Raw genomic sequence first — 18,532 nt, forward strand, 5'->3', positions numbered from 1 at the left:
AGCCTTTTAATTTGTTAATGCCTGCAAGCGGCGTTCAATAAAGCGCTTTTCGGGTCCCTGTTTGCAGAGTGTCAGTGCCTGTTCATAGGACAGCCTTGCCTGCGCCAGATCACTATTGCGGCGACACAGTTCAGCTCTGGCTGCATGGGCCAGATGGTAGTTACGCATCTCGTCTTTTTCCAGCAAGGCTTCCACCAACTGCAAGCCTGTCTTCAATCCACCAGCACACATGGCAAGAGCGATGGCCCGGTTCAATTCTATGATGGAGCTGGCTTCGACGCGCAAGAGTGCATCATACAAGCCAACGATCTGCGGCCAGTCGGTATCGGCGTATGCACTTGCCTCTGAGTGGACGGCAGAAATTGCCGCCTGCAAGGTATATGCTCCAAAACGGCCGGAGCGCAAGGAATGCTCCACCAATGTTGACCCTTCCTGTATCAGTGTTTGATCCCATAATTGCCGGTCTTGCTCATCAAGGGAGACCAATTCTCCCAATTTATCGGTGCGGGCAGGGCGGCGTGATTCATGCAGTAACATCAGTGCCAGCAAACCACTGACTTCTGGCTCTGGCAATAACTCTTGCAGCAGGCGTGTCAGCCGTATGGCTTCTTCTGCCAGGTCAAGGCGCAATGCAGATTCACCGGCTGAGCTGGAATAGCCTTCATTAAAAACCAGATAAATCACTCTCAGTACACTATGCAGGCGGGCTGGCAGTTCTTCTTGCTCAGGAACTTGATAAGGAATTTTTGCATCTCGGATTTTTGCCTTGGCACGCACGATGCGCTGTGCCAGGGTAGGTGCCGGAGTCAGGAAGGCATGAGCGACTTCTTCCGTTGTCAGGCCACAGACTTCACGCAGCGTCAGCGCGATTTGGGCATCTGCGGCCAGTGCCGGGTGGCAGCAAGTGAAGATTAGACGTAGCCTGTCGTCTTCCATCAGCGATGCTGCGGCTGCAGGCTTACCTGGTTGTGCGCTTTCATCCACCAGTGCTTCCACGGTTTCCATGTGCTGGTCCAGCGGATCAAAGCGTTTTTGCCTGCGTATGCTATCTATCGCCTTATAGCGTCCTGCCGACACCAGCCAGGCGTAGGGATATTCGGGCATGCCTTTCTCTGGCCATTGTTCAAGCGCTGCCTTGAAGGCCTCATGCAGGGCTTCTTCTGCCAGATCAAAATCGCCCAGCAAATGCACCAGGGTCGCAAATACCCGTCGCGATTCCTGCTGATAAATGCGGTCTATGTCCTGATGCAGGGATTTGTCAGCCGGATTCATGCATGCACCTTGCATGAGTTGATACCTGTTCTTTGCCCGTATAACAACGCCAGCCGTCTGATATTTAGCATTTTATGTACCAGAAAAATAGATGGATGATTCTATCGTAATCTTTGTGGGGCATGCTTAATTGATATTAATATAAAACAAATCTTCGGGCCATCTTGGTCCGTCCTCCCCTCGTTGTCTGGATCGTTATTGTGAGTATGTGCCTGCCATTTCATGGCCTGGGTTTAGGTATTTTCACACTTTGATTTTGTACTCAGGCCAAGTTTTTGTATCACCGGGCAATGTTTTTATTCAGGAAACAGAAATAAGATGAATCCGCAGTTGAATACAGTTTCTTCCTCTGATTATGCGCAGTACTGCCAGCCCAGATTAAGTGAAATGTTGAACATCGCAGGTCTGGACAAGCATTATTTCAAGGGCGAAGGCAGTCGCCTCTGGTATCACGAAGACGATGGAAATGAAAAAGAAGTCATCGACTTCCTCGGCGGCTACGGCTCCACGCTGCTGGGGCACAATCATCCACAACTGGTGGCACATGCAGTTGCCATGCTACAGGGCGGCATGGTGCATCACGGCCAGTTGGGCATGCGCAAACATGCAGGTGAATTGGGACGGCGGCTGGCGGAACACATGCAAGCCACCACCGGCAGGCCGCATATGGTCTTGCAGGCCAACTCCGGTGCTGAAGCAGTCGAGCTGGCGCTGAAGTTGGCTGAATTTGGCAAGCGCGCCCGCATAGACCGCCTCCAAAAACGTATAGACGGCGATTTGTATGAAGCTGCCAGAGCAGCAAGCGAAGGCCTGAATATGCGGGCTGCTGACTTGAGCACCTTGAACGGCTTATTGGGTGAGGCTGCCAGCACTTTGCCACTGTCTGAGCAATTTGCCTTGCTGGCGGAATTCAATCACAAGGCCGCATCGGCCCGCCCGGTCTTATTGGGCCTGGAGAGAGCATTCCATGGCAAGACTACAGGGGCTTTGCAACTGACGAACAACAGCAGCTACCGGCAACCCTTTGAACGTCTTGGCGCACCTGTTCATTTTATTGCACCAGGCAAGCTTGATGCGGTGCAGGACGTGATCGCCAGCAGCAGGGTGTATTTGCATACCGTGCAGGAGAACGATGGCGAGCTGATTCTGCAAAGGCAGGAATTTAGCAATGTATCTGCATTTTTTGTGGAACCCATACAAGGAGAGGGCGGTGTCCATCCTCTTGATATCGGTTATCTGCAGGGTTTGCGCGCATGTGCCGATGCCCATGATTTCCCGCTGGTGCTGGATGAAATACAAACCGGCATGGGGCGCACAGGCAGCCTGCTGTATGCAGAGCAAATGGGGATACGTGGCGATATCTGTCTGCTGGGAAAAAGCTTGGGCGGTGCACTGGCAAAAATCAGCGCGATACTGGTGGATCAAGAGTGGTATGAACCAGAATTTGGCCTCTTGCACAGCTCCACTTTTGCTGAGGATGATTATTCTTCCAGCCTGGCTTGCCAGGTACTGGATGTGATTGAGCAAGAAGGCCTGCTCGAGCAATGTGCCAGCAAGGGACGCAAACTGGCAGAGGCGCTGAATGGTTTGCAAAAGGCTTACCCTGAAGTCATACGTGAAGTGCGTGGCGCAGGTCTCTTGCTAGGGTTGGAGTTTATGCCACGTGAGCATGGCAGTACGACCTTGCGCGATATCTTCATGGAGGGGCGACTCGGCTATGTGATAGCCGGGTATCTGTTGAACAAGCATGGCATACGGGTGGCGCCTACCTTGTCCAGCCCGGCTACCATCAGGCTGGAACCTGCGGCGCTGATCACGGATGAAGAATGCCAGAAACTGATGGCAGCACTGACCCATGTCTGTGAAATCCTGCGCCGGCAAAATGCCTATGAGATGAGTAATTACATCATCGGTAACCGGCATGTGCCTGCTCTGGATGAGATGGATGATTACCGCGCCATGTTCCCATACGCCACAAGCGCACCAGAAGTAGATGCACAAGCAGGTGCAGAAGTAAATGTGCAAAAGAAAGTCGCTTTTCTCGGCCACTTATCCATCATTTCCAATTTACGTCACTGGGACCCTTCGCTGGCCAACTTCAGCGATGCAGAAGCATCTGCCTGGTTGCGCAAGCTCAGTCCCATGGTGGGGCCACTGGTGCATAAGTCAGAAGTCATCGAGTCCATCACCGGTGAGCGCGTGCTGCTGGAATTCATCACGCTTTATTTTGATTCAGAAATGATTGTCGAACAAGTCAAGGCGGGCAAGCAACATGAAATACGGGATTGCGTGCAAAGGGCAGTTGACTATGCGGTCGAACGCGGCTGCGAAGCCATAGGTTTTGGTGGCTATAGTTCTGTCGTGACAGGCAACTGCAAGCGTGTCCAGTTGCGCCAGGATGTGGCGCTGACCAGTGGCAATTCGCTGACCGTGGCCATGGGCATACAAGCCTTGCTGGATACCGCTGCCGAACAAGGTATAGCGCTGGAACAAAGCTGTTTCGCTGCGGTGGGTGCGGCTGGCAATATCGCCAGCATTTATTCCGAGCTCATGGCCAGCCACGTGCCACGCTTGCTGCTGATAGGTACGACAGCTTCTGTCAAGCGCATGCAGCAGCTCGCAAAAAATATTTACGATGAAGCGTTTGAAGACTTGCTGGTCAAACTGGGTACAGGAGAAAAATTAAACGGTGTGCCACAAGCCCTGGCAGCGTATGTCTGCGTCAAGAAACTGCTGGCCCTGCCTGCTGCTGCGCGTCCTGGCGATATTGGTGCCTATCTGTATCAGGCTTTGCAGGACGAAACGCTTAATCCTCCCATAAGTATCAGTGAAAACCTCGATGACCTGACAGAAGCCAACCTGATACTCGGCGCCAGCACCACACCCGCTGCCCTGATTTATCCGCAGCACATAGCAGAGGGGCCGGTGGTTATTTGCGATATTGCCGTACCGCTGGATGTCGATGCCTCGGTGCGCGAGCAATGCAGCAATGTCGTGGTGATACAGGGCGGCATGGTCAGGCTGCCACTGGATTCTGCCTACACCATACCAGGCATACCACTGGAGCCGGGCCTGGCTTTTGCCTGCAATGCAGAAACCATCATCATGGGTTTTGCCAATCTGAAATCCCACTATAGCTATGGCAAGATCACCAAGGACCAGGTGCAAGAGATATCCCGGCTCGCCAAATTGCATGGATTGACTTTGGCGCGTCCGCGCCTGGAAGCGAGTTACTGATGTCTCAAATGAAAAACCTCTATACCTTCTCTGAACTGCAGGAGCAGGAAGATGCGCTGGCCATCGTTGGCAGCAAGGCAGCTTCGCTGCTGGCTTTGTTGAAAATAGGTGTGCAAGTACCAGATGGCCTGGTACTGAGCACTCAGGCTTTTCGGGATTTCATTCTACATAACCAGCTCTCAGCAATGCAGGAGTCAGTGCTGGAACAGTTGCGCACACCGGATGCGGCTGGTGTCAATGATGCCGTCACTACTTTCCGGCAATGCCTGCTGACAGGCAGCATGCCGCCTGATATCAGCCTTGCCTTGCGCCAGTTGAGTGAGACTCAGCAAGACGCGGCCTGGGCTGTGCGCAGCAGTTGCACGCAAGAAGATCTGGCAGGTGCTTCTTTTGCCGGTATCTATGAAACAGTATTGAATGTGCGCGGTGAACTGGCCTTGCAGGATGCCATCAGGCAGTGCTGGGCTTCGCTGTTTGGCGACAGTGTGGTGCGCTACTGCGCGCATAACCGCATTGCACTTGAACAGGGGAGCATGGCCGTCATACTCCAGCGTATGGTCATTGCCGATGCCAGTGGCGTGGCATTCTCTGTCAATCCGCAAAGCGGGCATGATACCGAGATGGTGATTGAAGCCTGCTTTGGCCTGGGTGAGGCCCTGGTGGCCGGGCAGATGACACCTGACCAGTACCGCTATGACTGGTATCGCGAGCAATTGACAGGCAGGGATATCCATCACAAGGCCCTGCGCATCCTTGCGCAGGCGGATGGCAGCAATGAAACCGAGATGCTGGATGATCAGCAAGCTTCGCGTCCTGTCCTCGATGAAGCACAGGTATTGTCGCTGGCACAGGAATGCTTGCGCATACAAAAATCCTATGGCTTCCCGGTAGACATAGAATGGACCATGCAGGACGGCCAGTTTTACTTCGTACAAGCCAGGCCGATTACCGCCATTCATTATGCCGGCGTCAATATGGAGTGGAGTAATGCCGACTTCAAGGATGGCGGCGTCTCTTCTTCCGTATGTTCGACCTATATGTGGTCGCTCTACGACTATATCTGGGAAGCGATTTGTCCAAACTACACCAGCAGCATACGCATACATCCTGAATTCAAGGTAGATGCCTGGGGGCGCATGTTCTTTGCCCGTCCTTACTGGAACCTGAGCGCCATCAAGGCCGGGGTGAAAACCCTGCCTGGCTTCGTCGAGCGTGAATTCGATGAAAGCGTGGGCGTCAAGGTCAACTATGAAGGTAATGGCCATGTAACGCCGATGACGGCAAAGATACTGGCGCGTGGCGTGAATGTGCTGATACGGCTGAAATGGATTATCTGGCGCAGCAAGTCGCGCCTGGCTGGCTTCAAGCAGGAACAAATGGCCAGACTGGAAGCCTTGCCAGAGGTACTGGCAAATTTGTCGGATAAAGACTTGCCTGCTTTCTATACCCGCTTTGTCAACGAAGAATATTACCGCAGCGAGTACACCTATTTCCATCACATTTTCAGTACCAATAATGTGATGACCCTGTTCCGTGATGATTTCAAGAAATTAAAATCCAACTACACTGTACTGGATTTTATTTCTGGCCTGGCTGGCTTGTCCCACCTGCACCTGAATATAGATTTATGGGATTGCGCACAAGACTTGCGCAAGAACGAGATTGCAGCAGCCTACTGGACGGATACACCCATGGCGCAACTCATCGCTGACTGGAAGCAGGGTTCACCATTCATGGGTATGGACAAGGTGGCAGCCGTGGTGGAACGTCACAAATATCGTTCCACCCGTGAACTTGATATTACCGTAGAACGCTTCGGTGAAAACCCGCAATTCATTTTTGAAAACCTCAAGCAATGCCTGGCACTGGGGGAGGGTAGTAATCCCCATGACGGCGTACATGAGCAGGCTGAAAGGCATGCAGAAAAACTCCGGCAATTCGCTGCCAGCCTGCCTTTCCATAAACGTGCAGGCATGCTGAAGAAAATTGAAGAATTGCGCTACTACCTGTGGTGGCGTGAAGAATTACGCGACCTGTCAACGGCTTATTATTACTGGGTAAGGCAACTGACATTGCGAGTGGGCAAGCACTTGCAGAGTGCAGGCATACTCGACCAGGTCGAGGATATTTTCCATCTCAGTAAAGATGAAGTCGTTGCCGTACTGGATGGCAGCCTGGATGCGACCAGTGCCAGCCAGAGTTGGCGCAAGAATCGCGATTATTACCAGTCCTTCCGCCATTTCACACCACCAGATGAGATAGGCGCAGGTTTCTTGCAAACGGCAGAATTGTCGGATGCCAGCGTAGCAGCCACCAGTTTCAAGGGCATACCTTGCAGCCAGGGCATAGTCGAAGGCAGGGTCAAGGTAATAGCCAACATCCAGGATGCAGAAAGACTGGAGAAGGGCGATATTCTTATCACCCGTTTTACTGATCCCGGCTGGACCGCAAAATTCCCCTTGCTGGCGGCAGTGGCGACCGAGACAGGCGGCTTGCTGTCCCATGCCGCTGTGATTTCACGTGAATATGGCATACCAGCCGTGCTGGCCGTCAAAAACCTGACAGGCTTGCTGGTGGATGGCCAACTGGTGCGCATAGATGGCGGGCGTGGCCTGGTTGAGGTCATCCATGAATGAGGCAGCATTGTGGACGCAGGTGATTGCACCTGTGCTGCTGGGTGGTGTCAGCAATATGGTGTTTGTCAAATCAAAATGGCTCGATAGCTGGAAACATCCCATGGATGCGGGCCGCCTTGCCAGAGATGGCCGCCGCCTGTTTGGCGCCAACAAAACCTGGAAGGGTTTTTGGGGCATGGTGATAGGCACTGCCTGCTGGTCCATCCTGATTTTCTTGCTCCTCAATTTGGCGGGAGCTATCAGCCTTGAAGGCTTGTTCAAAGCCGCACTGATAGGTGCCCTGCTGGGCCTGGCCTATGTGCTGGCAGAGCTGCCTAACAGCTATGTCAAGCGTCGACTGGACATCGCACCCGGCCAGAATAGCCGCGGCTGGAAGGGCAGGTTATTCATCGTCATTGACCAGATTGATTCTGTCCTTGGCTGTTTATTGCTGGCGATGCTGTTGATGCCCTTGCAATGGATAGATGCCGTCAAGATCGTCATTATCTGCGGTGGTTTGCATCTGATGGTGAACTGGCTGCTGTTCCAGTTGAAATTGAAAAATCAAAAATTCTGAATGCACCATGCTGATACTCGCTTATCTTAATCTTCCCAATCTCATTACGCTGGCGGGCATGCTGTGCGGCCTGTCTAGCATGATACTGTCATTGCATGCTTATCCTGGGTTTGCGCTACTGGCGCTGGGGTGTGCAGGCATTTGCGATTTGCTGGATGGCCATGTGGCACGCCGCATGTCAGCCCATGGCAAGCGTAGTGATGCACAAAGCCAGTTTGGCCAGACGCTTGACAGCCTGGTTGATGTCATCAATTTTGGCATGGCACCCATGGTTTTCATCTATGCCTTACAGCCATCACCATCTGTCAGCTTTTATTTGTGTGCAGGATTTTATGTGGCCTGCGCCGTATTGCGGCTTGCTTATTTTACTGTGCATGGTTTGCTGGAAGACAGCCGCGGCAAGTATTACAGTGGCTTGCCCGTGACATATGCTGCCTTGCTTTTGCCTGTGACCATGCTGCCGGGTTTGCTGTCTTGGCCTCTGTCGTGGTTATTGTGGCTGTTGCATGTGTGGCCGCTGCTGATTGGCAGCCTGTTCATTTCACGTCTGCGCTTTCGCAAACCGGGTAGTGCCAGAACTGTGAGCGCCGGTGCATGAGTGCTGTTTCTGAAATCACGCTGTATGACAGGAAGCAGGCACGCCTGGTCAGCGAGCAAGTGTTTGAAAAAAGCTTCATGCAGTTTTTTTACGGTCACCCTCTTGGCCTGGCGCTGGCGGATATCTTCATCAAGAGAGCCTGGTTTTCAAGACTGTATGGCTGGTTGAAGTCGCGCAAGTCTTCTGCCAGTCAAATCCAGGCATTTGTCGAGCAGTACGACATCAATGTTGCCGAGGTCGAACTGCCCTTGCATGCCTATCCCTGTTTCAGCGCTTTTTTCACGCGTAAGCTGAAAGCGGAGTCCCGTCCTGTACCCGATGATCAGCGTATCCTGTTTTCTCCAGCTGATGCCCGTCTGTCGGTGTGGAAGATACAAGCCGACCAGGTCTTGCCAGTCAAGGGGCGGCATTTCAGCCTGGTGCAACTGCTGCGCGATGAGGCACTGGCAGTTGGATATCGCGATGGCGATTGTCTGGTATTCAGGCTGGCACCGGCCGATTATCACCGCTTCATCCATATCGACCACGGCATGCAGGGCCCGGTCAGGCGTATCAATGGTTACCTGCATTCTGTCAGCCCGCTGGCCTTGCAAAACATGCTGGCAGTGTTCACTGAAAACCAGCGCGAATTTTGCAATATACAAACCCGCAACTTTGGCGAGGTCATACAAGTTGATGTGGGCGCGCTGGTGGTTGGCCGCATCAACCAGCACAAGGCTGGTGGTGGCCTGGTCGAACGCGGCGAAGAAAAAGGCTATTTCGATTTTGGTGGCTCTACCATCATTTTACTTTTCAAGGCAGGGGTAATCAGCATCGATGCCGATATCCGGCAGCACAGCGCCCAGGGTATAGAAACCCTGGTCAAGCAAGGGGAAGGCATCGCTTACTCTTTGCTCCCTCCATCCAGTATCCAGGAAATACATGCAAACTGAAATTATCTCATCGTCTTCGACACAGACGGATGCCAGTGTCACTCAATTGGGTGGCAAGGGTAAAAATTTATTGACTTTGAGCCGCGCGGGTTTCCAGGTTCCTTATTTCATTGTATTGCCAGTTGCCTTCTTTGAAGAATTGATGGGTACTGATTTGCCCGTGCTTGACAGGCTTTGCCTCACCGCGTCCAATAGTGTTGGAGCAGAACGTGACGCCGCCATGGCAGCAGCACGCCAACTGATATTGGACAAGAAACTCGATACCATCACCGAGCAAGAAATTTTGCGGTTGCTGGTGGGGCAGGGTGAGTATTTTGCTGTACGCTCATCAGCAGTTGATGAAGATGCTAGCACCCATTCTTTTGCCGGTCAGCTAGACAGTTTCTTGTTCGTCCCTGCTGATGAAATTATCTTCAGCAAGATATTGGCATGTTATGCCTCGGCCTATAATGACCGCAGCTTTGCCTATCGATCTGAGCATGCCTTGACGCGTGATTGCATAAGGCCTGCCGTGGTCGTGCAGACCATGGTGTTTGCAGACGTATCCGGTCTGGTGTTTACCGGCAACCCCATGAATTGCAACCCCGATGAAATGGTAATCAGTGCCAGCTTTGGCGCAGGCGAGGGCGTGGTTTCCGGCGAGATGGATTGCGATACCTGGTATATAGATGAGTCAGGTGCAGTCGTCAGAAAAGTCATCGTCGAAAAAGCGGCAGGCCTGTTCTTTGATGAGGAGCAAGGTCATGGCCTGAAGCGAAAAAATGTTGATGCCGCAATCGCGCTCAAGGAGTGTCTCACTGATGCACAAGTGCAGCAACTGACCCAGATAGCACATCATATAGAACTGGCTTACGGTGGCATACCGCAAGACATAGAGTGGGGATTTGTCAAAGACCAGTTATACATCCTGCAGGCCAGACCAGTTTCCAATCTCTCGCATATCTGCAAGTTCTCGGCAAGGACCATACTGGACAATTCCAATATTGTAGAAAGTTTTTCCGGTGTGACTTCACCGCTGACTTTTTCTTTTGCCAGCAGGGTATATGAAAAAGTTTATGAACAGTTTTACGGTTTGTTTGGCGTACCTGCGTCTGAAATACAAAGCCTGAAGCCCGTATTTCGCAATATGCTGGCTTACTACCAGGGCCATGTTTACTACAATTTGAATAGCTGGTATCGCAGCCTCTCATTGCTGCCATTTTTTGATACCAATAAAAAAAACTTCGATGCCTCCATCGGTGTCCAGGCAAGGTCGGGTACAGCCGGGCTTGCTCATACCATGCAGCGCGGGCGTCTGGCATCTGGCTGGCGTGCCCTGACTGCTGGTGTGCGCATGACTTATTTCTATCTGCGCCGTCACTGCATATGCCGCCGCTTTGCCAGTGATTTTGATGTATTCATGCAGCCATACATGCAACTGGATATGTCAGGTTTGAACAATGTCGAATTACTGGCCACCTATGACAGGGTGGAGCAGCGTCTCCTGAACGACTGGCGTGCGCCCATCATCAATGATTTTTTTGCCGAGACCTTCCATGGTTTGTTGCGCCTCTTCCTGAAGCGTTATATCTGCCAGGATGAGCAGCAAGTCTCGCTATTGCATAATGATTTGCTGTGCGGCCAGGGTGGCATGGCCAGCGTGGCTCCTACCAATATGCTGATGGACATCGCCGCCTGGATCAGGCAAGTGCCTGATCTGACTTTTGCCATGCGCAACTATGGCGTGCGTGAATTGCAACAAATGATAGAGAAAGGGCATGGGCCAGACTGGCATGCCTTGAAGCAGCGCATGGATGCCTATCGCCATGAATTTGGATTTCGCTGCATCAATGAGTTGAAGCTGGAAGAAATCAGTATCAAGGATGACCCTGCCTTTATCATACAGGCGCTTAAAAATTACCTCATGCCCGATGATGCCATTCGCCAAGATGTCGATGGTGAACACACCCAGGTTGCAAAAACTGCTGAGCAAAAGGTAATGCAAGGCTGTGGCAATAATATTTTTTTACGCTTGCTAGCTTCGTGGCTGATAAAAAATGCCCGCCTTTGCGTGAAAGAAAGGGAAGATCTGCGCTTCTACAGGACCAAGGTGTTTGGTTTTGTCCGTTACCTGACCAGGGCGATGGGTGCCAACTTTGTCAGGAATGGCCAGTTGCTGAAGGTGGAGCATATCTATCTGCTGAGCATAGACGAGGTATTTGGCCTGATAGAACAGCGCGCTGTCAGTCAGGATGTGGCAAGCGGGATTATTCCCTTAAGACAGCGTGAGCAAGCCGTATTTCACTTGCTGGATGAAGTGCCACCCCGCTTGCATTTCTACGGTGAACTGCGGCCAGAACGCATGGTGGTAGTCAGTGCCGATGACAGCGTCTCCGCAGGCTTGATTGATGATGTCGCGGGGCGTTACCAGGGCATACCTTGCAGCTCTGGCCTGGTACAAGGCCGGGTCAAGGTGGTTCACGATACCCGCGATGTGCAGTTGAATGGGGAGATACTGGTGACGCGACGTACTGACCCGGGCTGGGTACCATTTTTCCCTTGTATATCTGGTTTGATTGTCGAGCGCGGTAGTGTGCTTTCACATTCTGCCGTGGTGGCGCGTGAAATGGGCATCCCAGCCGTGGTGGGTTTGCGTGGCATCAGTGCCTTGCTGAAAGATGGCGACGAGGTGCAACTGGATGGGGCTGTTGGCCTGGTGTGCCGCAGGTGAAAACTGCATTGCGCTGGCTGTCCTGGGGCCGGCAGGCATTTTCATGGCAGGACTGGTTGTTGTTTTCCAGTGTGTTTCTGGCAACAAGCGCATTGTCTGCGCAATCACTTGCTACCTGGCTGGCCATCGCGAGCTGGAGTGTGGCGCTGAGTTTTTTTTTGCTGTTGAAGCTGCTCGACGAGCTACTGGATTTTGACGTGGACCAGCGGGCCGGGCGGGATTCATGCCTGCTTCGCGGGGAGGTCAGTCAGTATGAATTATGGCTACTGGTATTATTGGTCTTGGCAGGCCAATTATACTATTTGCTTTCCTTTCAGCGCAGCCAGGCACTGATTGCATGGTCGGTCTTGACGGTCAGTGCTGTCCTGCTGGCACATCCCCGGCTGGCTGGCAGGCCGGTACTATATTCCCTTTTGCATTATTTGTTACTGCCAGGTTTTGCTGCCTGGCAATTCTCTCTCAACACCGCCTGGGTTGACTTCCAGGCTCAGCATGCTTTGCTCATGCTGATGTTGTATACCGGTGCCTTGCAATATGAGCTGAGTCGCAAACTTGATCTGCGTAGCGGTTATGCGGGTGTCTTGTCGCTGCTCCAGGCTTGCCTGGGCATAGGGTTCATGAACTTGCTGGCCTGCATAAGTTGTGCTATTTTGATAATGATCGCTGACAGCAAGTTGCTGGTAACAGAAATAATAATGTGTGTCTTTTTTGCCACTATCTATGCACTGGTCTGCTTGCTCATCAAGCCTGTGCCATCCACAAAAATTCTGCTGAGAAATGTCAGTGGATTCTCCCTTCTGTGTCTCAATCTGGTTATTTTTACATCCCTGGTTTAGGTTTTTCCGGCGGCTAGTTATCAAGTTCTGTGCCAGAAACTTAGATGAAAAATTCTATCGAATTTGATGGACGTCAATGTTGGACTTTTATTAATGTGGTTAAAGCGATATCTCAAAATGGCAATATAAAAATTAACTGATTAATAAAAGTGTTGGAGACAGGAAACGATGAGCATTACACAGACCATGTACACCGACAGGATAGCCAGGCTGGTTCAACTATCCCGTGAGCGGCACGTATTCAGCTTCACCCGTTTTGACTGGGTTGATGACATAAGCGAAACCGACTGGTGGGTAAGCCCAGAATTATTGACGACCCATGGCACGCCTTATTATGAGCAGGCGACTGAAGCGCAACGCAAGTTGCTCAGCAAATGGGAGTGCATCAATCTCTTTAGCCTGAATGTGACGGGTGAGCAAGAGTTGATCGCAGGCGTGGCAGAACTCTTACACACCCCCATGCTGAAAGAAGCGAATGACTACCTGCATCATTTCATTGACGAGGAAAACCAGCACATGTGGTATTTCGCGAAATTCTGTGAAAACTATGCAGGCAAGATTTACGGCAATAAAAAAATACAGCTCACTGAATTGAATCTGGATCCACGTCTTTCCGTGCTGGTGCGTTTTGCCCAGATATTCATCTTTGAAGAAGTCGGTCATTACTATAATCTGAAGATCGCACTGGATGACAGGGTCCACCCCTTCATACGTGAAATCAATGAAGCGCACCGCAATGACGAGTCACGCCACATCACTTTTGGCCGTATCTTGCTGGCCAGGCTGGCCGATGGCATTGCTGAGGACTACGCGCCTGAAGTATTGCAAAAAGTTTCCAATCACTTACGCAAGTATGTGCAAGTCACGATCGAGTCTTTATACAACCCAACCATGTATCGCGATGCCGGTTTTGCCAGTGGCATTGCAGTGCGCAGCGCATTGCTGAGCCATCCAGTGCGGCAAGAATTTCATGCCCGTGAATTGCTCAAGAAAGTCCTGGCTTTGCTGGGAGATACCAATTTAATCGAGAAGGAGACAAGTTTTGAACCAGATTATCAATCTTGACAAGATCAATGAAGTCAGACAGTGGCTGTTGTCGAAGAAAAAGTATCTATCCGATATTCCATTCGACCTTGATTTGATAGAAAACGATGTAGTCGATTCCCTCAGCTTTGTGGAATATGTACTAGTCATAGAAGAAATCAGTGGCAAGGAAGTCGTCGTCGACGACACCGTGCTCGACAAAGTCAGAACGCTGGACAGGGTACAACTGCATTACATGGAATAACACCGGTGATGACACATTTACCTGCACAATAATTACAAGGACAAACAAGATGGAACACCAATTAACTGATTATCGCTACGGTGATTTGCTGGAACTGACGAACCGCCACCGCAATACGACAAAAAATATTATCTTGACCGGCGCTACTGGTTTCCTCGGTAGTAATTTCCTGTTCTGGCGTTTGCGCCAGAGTGGCAAGATTTATGTCCTGGTCAGGGGAGAGTCAGAGGAGCATGCGAAACAGCGCGTATATGATGCACTGGCAGTCTGTGCCTCGGCGTACAACCAGCCCATCCCCAAGGCCGACATAGACAGCAAGCTGGAATACATACTGGGCGACATGACAGAGACCATGTGTGCGATCAGCAAGGCTGACCTGGAAAAACTCGCGGCTGGCAACATCTCCGAGTTTTGGCATTGCGCTGCCAGCCTCAAATTTGAAGACCGTCACAAAGAAGAAATCTATCATCACAATATCAATGGCACCCAGAATGTGATGGACCTGGCACGCCGCGTCAATTGTCAGCATTATTTACATATTTCCACCGCCTATACCTCAGGCCGTGTGGCAGGAGAAATACCCGAGAGCCTGCATCCTGTTGATATCGCCTATAACAATTTTTACGAGAGCAGTAAAAATGAAGGTGAGCACGAAGTCGCCAGATTTTGTGATGCCAATGGGCTGGACTACCGCATTCTGCGCCCGGCCATCATCATGGGCCCGCTGGCTTCGCGCCGCAGTGGTGGCACACGTTTTGGCATCTATGGCTTGACGCAGGAAATGTACCGCCTGCGCGAAACATTGAGCAAGTTGCAGACGCCGTTGCGCCTCATCGGTGATCTGGCTGCAGCTGGGAATCTGGTGCCTGTGGATCAATGCGTGTTCGATATGATCTATCTCAGCAATATCGGCTTTGGCGATCAAAAGGTATATCACCTGACCAATTCCAGTGACTTGAACGTCAAGACCATGCTGGAAAAAATCGATGTGGCATTGGGCATGAAGAGCATCAACTTCGTCCCTGAACGTGATACGCCGGCAACGGCGATAGAAGAATTGTTTGACAAGCGCACGGTGTTTTATGGCGGCTACTATCGCACCATCAAGAATTTTGCCCGCAGCCTGCCCAAGCATGCTGGCCTGAGTTGGGCAGATTATGGTACTTATTTGACGGCCTTCATCAAGGAACTGGATGAGCAGCAAAGTGGCACCACTTTTAACCGTACACAGGTGACGGCAGAAGATGGCACTGAACTGTGCGTACTGACGTTGGGTGATAACAGCAAGCCACCATTGGTGCTGGCGAATGCCTATGGCATGCCGTCTGACTTCATGTTCCCGCTGGCCAAGCGGCTGTCCGACCAGTTCCAGGTTATCACCTGGGAAAGCCGCTGGGTGCCTGCAATTACGCATGAATTTGACCTGGGAAAATGCCATTCCCTGACCCATGCCAGGGATATGATTTCCATACTTGACCATTTTGGCATTGCCAAAAGCGCGGTCGCTGGCTGGAGTAGTGGTGCCCAGGTGTGCCTGCGTACCATGGCAGAATTTCCTGATCGTATTTCATCGGCAGTGCTGCTCAATGGCGGCGTTTCATTGCCTGCATCGAATGAAATCAAGATCACGGAATTTGAAAAGAATATCCGTACGCTCTTCCCGAAAATCGCAGCCAATTATCGCTTTGCGCAAAAGTACTGTGACCTGATTTATGGCGCGCATGCGACTTCGGACGATGGTGAAGACAGGAAAATGATTTCTACCATTTTGACCAGTACCGACCCCTTCCTGTTGTATATGACTAGTGTCCCTTTCCGTACGCCGGAATCCCTGTTCAGGTATGCCAACATGATGAACGGCTTGTTCAATGAGCGTGCCGATGCATGGACAGCGGATGTCCCGCATCCTGTGCTGGTACATGTCGGCGGCAATGATCTGGTGACACATGCTGATGTAGGCCGCTTCCTGGTGGCGGGGCTGGAAAATGGCGTGTTGTCCTTCGATGAAAATGGCGATCACTTTTCTCATTTCTACGATGAAGACCTGGCAACGATGATCAAGCAATTTGTCGCTCAGCATGATGATCAGACCCAGGATGCGCTGAGCATGACCTGATGCCTGATTTGAACTGAAGCAATGCCCTCTGGCCAAGTTGGCTGAGGGCACTGTTCAATTGACTTATCGTTTTTCGATCATGACCGCTGCGGCGGTCAGGGAGAGGTATTGCCATGAAAAAAACAGCAAATTTATTGATTTCAGGCTTTCTCAATGCCGCCAGAAATCACCCCAATAGCAATGCTTTGTGGGTGGACGAACAAGTCTATACCTATGCCGAACTGTTGCTGCGGGTAGCCAGAATCTCGCGTACCCTGGACAGGGAAATCAAGCATGCACATCAACAACGTTGTGCAGTGCTGGTTGACCGCAGCATTACTGCCTATGCTTCGGTGTTGGGCAGTTTACTGGCGGGGATGAGTTACGTGCCCTTGAATGCGAAGTTCCCGGCACAACGCAATTTACGTATGCTGGAACTGTCATCATCCACGTCCATCGTGGTTGATGAACGTTCCTTGGATGCCGCCAAAGAGATATTGCAGGCCTATCCCGATCCATTGATGGTGCTGATGCCCGAGACCGATAGCCTGCCCACCTGGGCCGCCAGCGCCAGCCAGCATACTTACATCCTGAAGCGCCAGATGGCAGAAGCAGACACGGCCAGCCTGGCCCTGCCGCAGAAAGCCAATTCTGTCGCCTATGTCCTCTTCACTTCGGGCAGTACGGGTTTGCCCAAGGGTGTGGCCGTCACCAATGACAATGCCAGTACCTATGTCGCCAATATCATTGAGCGTTATCAGCCAGGCCCGGGTGACCGCTTTACCCAGTTCTTTGATTTTACTTTTGACTTGTCAGTGCACGACATCTTTGTCAGCCTGAGTTCCGGAGCGTGTCTGTACAGTGTGCCTGGGCGTGTCATGATGATGCCATTGAAGTTTGTCCAGCAACATGAGCTGACACACTGGTTTTCCGTGCCTTCACTGGCGGCTTGCCTGAAACGCTATAACGCGCTGCGCCCTGACATTTTGCCCAGCCTTAAATACAGCCTGTTTTGCGGCGAAGCCTTGCCCACCAGCCTGGCGCAAGACTGGCAACCGGCTGCACCCAATTCCATCATAGAGAATTTGTATGGACCAACCGAAGCGACGATTGCCTTTACCGTTTATCCTTATCAGGCAGATGACCAGCGCATTGCCGCTCTGCCAGTGGTGCCCATAGGCATGCCTTTGCCTGGGCAGGAAGTCGTGATACTGGATGAACATTTTTTACCCGTAGCTGATGGCGAGATTGGTGAACTCTACCTCGGTGGTTCCCAACTGGCCCAGGGCTATTGGGAAAACACAGAGCTGACACGCCAGCGCTTCCTGAGCATGCACTTCGAGGGCAAACAGGCGAGTCGCTGGTATCGTACTGGCGATCTGGCCAGCTTTGATGCACAAGCAGGTTTGTTGTATGGGGGGCGTATCGATAATCAGGTAAAAATACGTGGCTATCGTGTCGAGGTGCAAGAAGTGGAGGCGGTAATCCGGCGCCTGGGTGGATCTGACCTGGTAGCCGTCGTGCCCTGGCCTTTGGCCGCAGATGGCAGTGTGCAAGGCTTGCTTGCGTACGGCTGTGGCTTTACCGTATCATCAATGGACATCCTCAAGGCATGCACTCTGCAATTGCCTGCCTATATGGTTCCACAGGATTTGATAGAGCTGCGCAAGATGCCATTCAATTCAAATGGCAAGATTGATTATCCGGCGCTGCAAAAAATGGCAGGTGATGGTGATAAATTGAAAAGAGAAGCAGTGGTGCAGGGACCATAAGGAGATTTAAGAATGACGAGGCCAGCCCGCCAAACTCTGGCGGGTTTTTTATTGATTCAGCTTTATTGATCCAATTGCATGAGGAAGAATTGATGGCAAGCACACACAGATGCATTTTTTGCGACATCCTGAATGGACAGAGTGAAGCTGCAGTGGTTTACCGGGACCAGCATTGCATCGCCATACTTGATGCGTTTCCATTGACGCGGGGACATTTACTGGTGATTCCACATCAGCATCAGCAGCATATAGAAGAATTACCTGCAGAAACCGTCGCCTACCTGTTTGCGCTGGCGAGCCGTTTTTCGTCAGCCCTGCGCCTGGGCGGGGAAAGTGAAGCGACTGCCGTGGTCCTGAACAATGGCAAGGCAGCCAACCAGCATGTGGCACATGTACACTTGCATGTGATACCCCGCAGGCAGGGTGATACCGCGCTGGTGGTATGGCGCTATGTGACGCGCTTTATCAACCCCTGGTCGTACATCGGTCGCAGCAAACGGCTAGGGCAACAGGCCACGCGCTGGCAAAGCTTGTTACGGAAAGCTGAAATAGCAACGTGATGTATAAAAAAACGCCTGACATTCAGGCGTTTTTTTTGTT

At 51.7% G+C, this 18,532-nt stretch carries 13 protein-coding genes; 12 read left to right on the forward strand and 1 reads right to left on the reverse strand.

The window, feature by feature from the left end; all coding sequences use genetic code 11:
- Window positions 1-6: 6 nt before the first annotated feature.
- Entirely contained in the window at window positions 7-1,272 is a 1,266-nt protein-coding gene (locus tag Q8K39_RS18070; RefSeq protein ID WP_305262389.1) for an RNA polymerase sigma factor, read from the reverse strand.
- Between the two features lie 387 nt (window positions 1,273-1,659).
- Between Q8K39_RS18070 and Q8K39_RS18075 the strand changes: the two genes are divergently transcribed.
- The 12 genes from Q8K39_RS18075 (at window position 1,660) to Q8K39_RS18130 (ending at window position 18,492) form a co-directional block, all read left to right on the forward strand.
- A complete protein-coding gene (locus tag Q8K39_RS18075; protein WP_305262391.1) occupies window positions 1,660-4,509 on the forward strand; it encodes an aminotransferase class III-fold pyridoxal phosphate-dependent enzyme in 2,850 nt (949 codons plus the stop codon).
- Window positions 4,510-4,517: 8 nt separating this feature from the next.
- The gene (locus tag Q8K39_RS18080) at window positions 4,518-7,145 is read left to right on the forward strand and encodes a PEP/pyruvate-binding domain-containing protein (protein WP_305262392.1); all 2,628 of its coding nucleotides are present in this window, start codon (window positions 4,518-4,520) and stop codon (window positions 7,143-7,145) included.
- Window positions 7,138-7,701 carry a CDP-archaeol synthase gene (locus Q8K39_RS18085; RefSeq protein WP_305262394.1) on the forward strand — a complete coding sequence of 188 codons (564 nt, stop codon included), beginning with the start codon at window positions 7,138-7,140 and terminating at the stop codon, window positions 7,699-7,701. The genes Q8K39_RS18080 and Q8K39_RS18085 overlap by 8 nt, the downstream gene beginning before the upstream one ends.
- 7 nt (window positions 7,702-7,708) lie before the next feature.
- Entirely contained in the window at window positions 7,709-8,299 is a 591-nt protein-coding gene (locus Q8K39_RS18090; RefSeq protein ID WP_186952997.1) for a phosphatidylcholine/phosphatidylserine synthase, read from the forward strand.
- Complete coding sequence (locus tag Q8K39_RS18095; RefSeq protein ID WP_305262397.1) at window positions 8,296-9,231, forward strand: phosphatidylserine decarboxylase; 936 nt, start codon at window positions 8,296-8,298, stop codon at window positions 9,229-9,231. Before Q8K39_RS18090 ends, Q8K39_RS18095 begins: the two co-directional genes overlap by 4 nt.
- Window positions 9,221-11,941, forward strand: a complete 2,721-nt coding sequence (locus tag Q8K39_RS18100; RefSeq protein ID WP_305262398.1) for a PEP/pyruvate-binding domain-containing protein — start codon at window positions 9,221-9,223, stop codon at window positions 11,939-11,941. The genes Q8K39_RS18095 and Q8K39_RS18100 overlap by 11 nt, the downstream gene beginning before the upstream one ends.
- Entirely contained in the window at window positions 11,938-12,777 is an 840-nt protein-coding gene (locus Q8K39_RS18105) for a hypothetical protein (protein WP_305262399.1), read from the forward strand. The genes Q8K39_RS18100 and Q8K39_RS18105 overlap by 4 nt, the downstream gene beginning before the upstream one ends.
- 168 nt (window positions 12,778-12,945) lie before the next feature.
- On the forward strand, window positions 12,946-13,842 hold the full coding sequence (locus Q8K39_RS18110) for a diiron oxygenase (RefSeq protein WP_305262401.1): 897 nt from the start codon (window positions 12,946-12,948) through the stop codon (window positions 13,840-13,842).
- Window positions 13,820-14,065, forward strand: a complete 246-nt coding sequence (locus Q8K39_RS18115) for an acyl carrier protein (protein ID WP_186953001.1) — start codon at window positions 13,820-13,822, stop codon at window positions 14,063-14,065. Before Q8K39_RS18110 ends, Q8K39_RS18115 begins: the two co-directional genes overlap by 23 nt.
- A gap of 49 nt (window positions 14,066-14,114) precedes the next feature.
- Window positions 14,115-16,181: an alpha/beta fold hydrolase gene (locus tag Q8K39_RS18120; protein WP_305262404.1), complete on the forward strand. Its 2,067-nt coding sequence runs from the start codon at window positions 14,115-14,117 to the stop codon at window positions 16,179-16,181.
- A gap of 113 nt (window positions 16,182-16,294) precedes the next feature.
- Window positions 16,295-17,932 (forward strand): amino acid adenylation domain-containing protein, encoded by a 1,638-nt coding sequence (locus Q8K39_RS18125; protein WP_305262406.1) that lies wholly within the window; start codon window positions 16,295-16,297, stop codon window positions 17,930-17,932.
- A 92-nt stretch (window positions 17,933-18,024) separates the two neighbouring features.
- Window positions 18,025-18,492 carry an HIT family protein gene (locus tag Q8K39_RS18130; RefSeq protein WP_305262408.1) on the forward strand — a complete coding sequence of 156 codons (468 nt, stop codon included), beginning with the start codon at window positions 18,025-18,027 and terminating at the stop codon, window positions 18,490-18,492.
- The last annotated feature ends 40 nt before the right edge of the window (window positions 18,493-18,532 follow it).

The organism is Undibacterium sp., assembly GCF_030683615.1.
Taxonomy (GTDB): Bacteria; Pseudomonadota; Gammaproteobacteria; order Burkholderiales; family Burkholderiaceae_D; genus Undibacterium; species Undibacterium umbellatum.